The following is an 898-nucleotide window of genomic DNA, read 5'->3' as shown; positions in this document are numbered from 1 at the left end:
GCGCATGCTGCGGCCGTCACAGCCACGAGCACGCTCGCCGCCGCCACGGCGAACACCACCACCAACAACAACGCACCTGGAGTTCAGCCATGAACATGATCGAGATAGAACGCGCGCTGCGCGAGCTGCGTCTCTCCGGTATCGCCGAGACCCTGTCGACCCGCGTGATGCAGGCCCAGGCCGCCCAGCAGCCCTTCCTGGAGACCTTCGCCGCCATGCTGCAAGACGAGCTGGACCGGCGCCGCTCGCGCCTGACCGAGCGCCGCTTCAAACGCTCGGGCCTGGATGAGCGGCCCTCCCTGGCGGACTTTGACTGGCGTTTCAATCCAAAGCTGCCGCGCAGCGCCTGCTTCGAGTTGCACACCCTGAAGTTCATCGGCGAGGGCGCCAATGCGCTGATCATCGGCAAGCCCGGCACCGGCAAGAGCCATGTGGCCAAGGCCGTGGCCTACCAGGCCACGTTGCAGGGCTACGACGCGCGTTACCTGGAAGCCGACACGGAGTTTGCTCGCTACGCATTGGCCAGTGAATCCGAGCGCACCGAGTTGCTCAAGGACTGGGTCGCACCGGACTTGCTCGTCCTCGATGACCTGTTCCTGGCCAGACGCATCAGCGAGCACGCCGCCGAGGTGCTGCAGGCCATCGTTCACCAGCGCTACAAGTTGCGCCGCTCCATCGTGGTGACCTCCAACCGGGTGGTGCAGGACTGGGGCAAATACCTGGGCGACGCCACCATGGCCAGCACCATCCTGGACCGCCTCATGCACCGCTGCGCAATGCTGGAGTTCGAGGGCAAGAGCTACCGACTCAAGGAGGCAGCGGCACGCATCGCCGTCACACCCGAGTCGTCATAATCCGGCCGTCCTGCCTGGGGGAATTTGGGGTGGCCAAGGGTGGG

General features: G+C 65.6%; 1 protein-coding gene. It reads left to right on the top strand.

The annotated features are described in order from the left end of the window. The first annotated feature begins 89 nt into the window (after nucleotides 1-89). Nucleotides 90-854, top strand: coding sequence for an IS21-like element helper ATPase IstB (gene istB, locus B0E41_RS13350; protein WP_077331647.1), 765 nt, complete (start codon nucleotides 90-92; stop codon nucleotides 852-854). The last annotated feature ends 44 nt before the right edge of the window (nucleotides 855-898 follow it).

It is taken from the genome of Hydrogenophaga sp. A37 (assembly GCF_002001205.1).
Taxonomy (GTDB): domain Bacteria; phylum Pseudomonadota; class Gammaproteobacteria; order Burkholderiales; family Burkholderiaceae_C; genus Hydrogenophaga.
Note: the sequence above shows the minus strand (reverse complement) of the source record. Positions and strands in the feature narration are given on the sequence as shown.